Origin of the sequence: uncultured Aureimonas sp., assembly GCF_913775355.1 — a bacterium.
Taxonomy (GTDB): Bacteria; Pseudomonadota; Alphaproteobacteria; order Rhizobiales; family Rhizobiaceae; genus Aureimonas.
Genome location: NZ_CAJYIU010000294.1, coordinates 1 through 4,303, shown reverse-complemented (window position 1 = coordinate 4,303; position 4,303 = coordinate 1). Strand labels below are relative to the sequence as shown.

Annotated in this window: 3 protein-coding genes; 2 read left to right on the top strand and 1 reads right to left on the bottom strand. The window is 68.8% G+C overall.

Annotation, left to right across the window (positions count from 1 at the left end; genetic code table 11):
- Positions 1 to 343: 343 nt before the first annotated feature.
- Positions 344 to 2,620, top strand: coding sequence for a TonB-dependent receptor (locus tag QZ753_RS17980; protein WP_294645631.1), 2,277 nt, complete (start codon positions 344 to 346; stop codon positions 2,618 to 2,620).
- A 185-nt stretch (positions 2,621 to 2,805) separates the two neighbouring features.
- On the opposite strand, the gene QZ753_RS17975 is transcribed toward QZ753_RS17980, so the two are convergent.
- Complete coding sequence (locus QZ753_RS17975; RefSeq protein ID WP_294645630.1) at positions 2,806 to 3,936, bottom strand: epoxide hydrolase family protein; 1,131 nt, start codon at positions 3,934 to 3,936, stop codon at positions 2,806 to 2,808.
- A gap of 201 nt (positions 3,937 to 4,137) precedes the next feature.
- On the opposite strand from QZ753_RS17975, the gene QZ753_RS17970 reads away from it, so the two are divergent.
- Positions 4,138 to 4,303 (top strand): LysR family transcriptional regulator (locus QZ753_RS17970; RefSeq protein ID WP_294645632.1); only part of this gene is annotated, 166 nt, incomplete at its 3' end.

Sequence of the window (4,303 nt, the reverse complement as noted above, 5' to 3'; positions counted from 1 at the left end):
GGTCCGCGGGCGCCTTGCGCCACGCCTGCTCGCCCGCGGCCGCGTCCGCCGCGGTGTTCACCTCATAGCCGTGAGCGCCGAGGAACTCAGCGATCGCGTCGCGGATGCTCGCGTCGTCGTCGATGACGAGGATCGTGCTGCGAACGATATTCCCTTGCTCCATGCCGGGTAGGTAGCCGCCTCGTGTAGCATTCTCGTATCGGCGCCCGCTACCGCACCGCCATCGCCGCGCTACCCGGCGCCGCTTCAACCACCCCCGACGAGGCGGACGCGGGGTGTGACGGTGAGAGCGAAGAACGGGTTGGCGGTCGGGCTATGGACGACGATCGCGGCGGGAGGCGCGATGGCGCAGGCGCCTTCCACGGCGCTCAAAGCTTCTGCCGCGGACACAGCCAGCAACGAGGACGAGATCGTCGTCGCGGGTGGGCGGGCGCGTGGGTCGATCGTCGCTGACGTTCGCCCCGAACGCGTCTTCCGCGCCGCCGACATCAGGGCGTTCGGAGCCGACGACGTCGAGGCGCTGCTCGGCGCCATCGGCGCGCAGACCGCCAGCAATGGCGGGCGCGGCGACGAGGGTCCGGTGACGCTCCTCAACGGGCGACGCGTCTCCAGCCTCGCCGAGATCGCGCGCATCCCCGCCGAGGCGATCCAGCGCATGGAGATCTTCCCCGAGGAGGTCGCGCTGCGATACGGCTATCGCGCCGACCAGAAGGTGGTGAACGTCGTGACGTTTCAGCGCTTCCGCTCGGTCGTCGGTCAGGCCGGTTACGCCGCGCCGACCGCGGGCGGACGGCAGCGCGGCGACGTCGACGCCGACGCACTGATGATCCGCCGCGACACTCGCTTCGGCCTGGGCGCAACCTACGCGCGCGCGGCGAACCTGCTTGAGCGCGATCGCGGGCTGACACAGCCATCCGGCGCAGCGGCGCTCGGCCGTGACCGTACGCTGCTGCCCGCGACCGAGCGCCTGCGGGTCGAGGGCGTCGCGAGCGGGCCCGTCCTGACTGCGGTCGCGGCGACGCTCAGCGCCAGCGTCGAGCGAAACCACTCACGCGACCTGCTGGGACGGTCGGCAGACCGAGTCCTGCGCCGCGACGATCGGCAGGACGCCGTGCACGTCGGCGTGACGCTGGGCGGCAGCGCGGGCGGGTGGCGCTGGACTGCGCTCGGCAACCTCGATCGGCGGTCGGGACGAACGCTGATCGATCAGGCGGTGGGTCGACGCGACACCGTGCGGAGTTCCGACACGACCGCCGGCGCCGACCTGATCGTCGCCGGCCCGCTCACGACTGCGCCGGCGGGTGCGATCATCGCCACCCTCCACGGCTCAGCAGAGACACGTGATCTCGCCACCTCACCCGGCCAAGGCTCCAGCTTGCCGCAGGGCTCGCTCCACCGTGACGGCGCCGCACTGCAAGTGAACCTGGACGTGCCGCTGCTTGGGGTCGCGGCACCGGGCGGGTCCCCAGTCGGTCGGCTCTCGGCCAATCTCGACGCCAGGGTGGCGCGCCCCTCCGACGCCGGCACCACCTGGAGCTATGGCGCTGCGCTGAGCTGGTGGCCGACGCGCGCGCTCGGCGTCATCGTCTCCGGCACCAGCGAGCAAGCGGCGCCCGACCTCCTTTCGGTCGGCGGAGCGGCGCTGCTGAGCCCGAACGTACGCACGCTCGACGGCGCGCGCGGCGAGGTCGTGGACGTGACCCAGCTGTCAGGTGGCAACCCACTGCTACGATCCGACGAGCGCCATGTCACCCGGCTCGGTGTGAACCTTCGTCCGCTGGCGCATACCGACCTGACGCTGAGCCTCGACTATACCACCACGCAGGCCGACGATCCGGTCACCACCCTCCCGCTCGCAACGCCGCAGGTGGAGGCCGCCTTCCCCGAGCGCTTTCGCCGCGACAGCAGTGGTCGTCTGACCGGGGTCGACGTGAGACCACTCAACGCTGCGGCGTCGCGCCTGCGACAGCTTCGCTGGGGGATCAACCTGACCCGCCCGCTCGGCCCGACGCCGCCCGGCATGGCGGAGGGCATGATCCGTATCCCGGCAGGCCAGGCGGGACAGATGACGCGGGAGCCGAACGGCTCCGTGACCTTCCGGCCGATGCCAGGGAGCGACCTGGCCCGCAACATGAGCCGCGCCTCCAGCCGCATCTTCCTTAGCCTCTACCATGAATGGACGCTCGAGGACTCGCTCCTGCTGCGCCGCGGCCTGCCGACGCTCGACCTGCTGTCGGGCGATGCGGTCGATGTCGCCGGCGGGCGACGGCGCCATCAGATCGAGGTCCAGGCGGGCGCGTTTCAGCGCGGCCTCGGCGCTCGCGTCGAGGCGACCTGGCGCAGTGGACTTACGCTGGATCAGGGCCAGACGACCGCAGGCGCGCTGCGTGTCGCCAGCCTGACCACCGCCGATATGAGCTTCTTCATCGATCTCGCCGAGCGGCTCAGGGGACTGCCGGATTGGCTGACGGGGGCGCGTGTGAGTGTCGCCATTGACAACGTTTTTGACCGGCGTGCCAACGTGCACGACCGGCTCGGCGCCACGCCGCTGGCCTACCAGCGCGGCTATCTCGACCCGCTTGGACGGGCGTTCACGATAAAGATCCGAAAGGTCCTTTGAGAGGAGCGACTGCACCGATGTCGATCAGTGACGCATTCGACCCAGGAGCGGACGTTCCCGGCGCTCAGTCCGGCTCCCAACTTCGGACGCTCATTCATCTCCGCGGCCGCACGCATGACGCACCGCAAAGCCGTTCACCTGGTGAGGTCTTGGCAGGGTCGCATGATAGAGCGGCGGCAACGGTGTTACCGAATGTTCTTCACGAAGGCACGAAGATCGGCCAGCAGCAGATCGGGCTGTTCGAGCGCCGCGAAATGGCCGCCACGTTCCATTTGCGTCCAGGACTCGATCCTGTAGCTGCGTTCGGCGAGCGAGCGCGGCGGGATCGGGAAGAGCGGATCGGGGAACACCGCGAACCCTGTTGGAACGGAGACGCGCGAGCCGGCCGGGAAGACGTGAGAGCCTTCCAAGACGCGCCCACGATACAGCCAGGTGGACGTGACGAACGATCGTGGCGCCACGTAGAGCATGATGTTGGTGAGGAGTAGATCCTCGTCAAAGGCAGCCCAGAGGTCGGGACGACCGGCGTCGTCGCGAGGAACGTCCGCCCAGACGCCGAACTTCTCGAGGATCCAGGCAGCGACCCCAACCGGGCTGTCCGACATGGCGATCCCGAGCGTCTGAGGGCGGGTGCTTTGCTCGAGGAAGTAGCCGCGCTCCTCCTCGGCAAGCGCGCTGACGCGCTCCGCCCATGCCTTCTCTTCGGTGGTTTCGGGATCAACGCCGTCCGCCTGCGCCGTCATCATGTTGATGTGGAGCGCGGCGACTCGATCGGGATAGTCGTGAGCCAGCCAAGCGCCGATCGCGCTGCCCCAGTCGCCGCCCTGGACGAGATAGCGCGAACCCGGGAACAGTTCGCGCATCAGCCCGTCCATCAGCGCGGCCGTGCGTCGCGGCCCGATCGGCGCGTCCGGACGGCCCGAGAAAGCGCAGCCGGGCAGCGATGGGACGACGACGTCGTGCCCGTCTCCCGTCAGCGGATCGATCAGCGACTCGAACTCGAGAAACGACCCGGGCCAGCCATGAAGAAGCAGGACCGGCGGCCGCGAGCCGTCTCCGCTCTGCTTGACGAAGTGGAGCGTCTGCCCATCGATGTCGGCGAGGTGATGCTGCCGTCGATTGAGCTTCGATTCCTGAGAACGCCAGTCGAAAGTCGTGAGCCAATAGTCGACGAGGCGGCGAAGGTCGCCGAGACCGACGCCCGACCTCCACCCGCCGGCGTCGGGAAAATCCTGCCAGTCGAAGTCCTCGACCTGCTGCCGAATCCGGCTCAGGCGGTCATCTGAGATGGCGATCTTGAAGGGACGGATCATCATGTGCCTGTTCCTTTGAAGTTTCTTCGTCGCTGAGCTTTCCGGTCGTAGGCGCACTTCTGCTTGGCGACGGGGCCCCGGGCGGCGTTCCTTCGTCGGGCGGCCGGTCCGCACTGCCTCGGTTGACCCGCCAGAAACGTAAGTGTCGAGAAAGGTCGATACTATCGCCGCAATCGTGCATGGTCCGGTAAGCATGGCTGGACAATGAAGCTCGATCTGAACGCCCTCACGACCCTCGCGGCGGTCGCTCGCGCCCGCAGCTTCAGCGGCGCGGCGGATCAGCTCGGCGTCACGCGGTCGGCGGTCAGCCAAGCCGTCCGCAAGGTGGAGGACGCGCTGGGCGTGGCGGTGCTGCGTCGGACAACGCGCA

Bases quoted from the DNA above. Each gene is read 5' to 3' on its own strand.
- QZ753_RS17980 (WP_294645631.1), top strand. From the start codon at position 344: ATGGCGCAGGCGCCTTCCACGGCGCTCAAAGCTTCTGCCGCGGACACA.
- QZ753_RS17975 (WP_294645630.1), bottom strand. From the start codon at position 3,936: ATGATGATCCGTCCCTTCAAGATCGCCATCTCAGATGACCGCCTGAGC.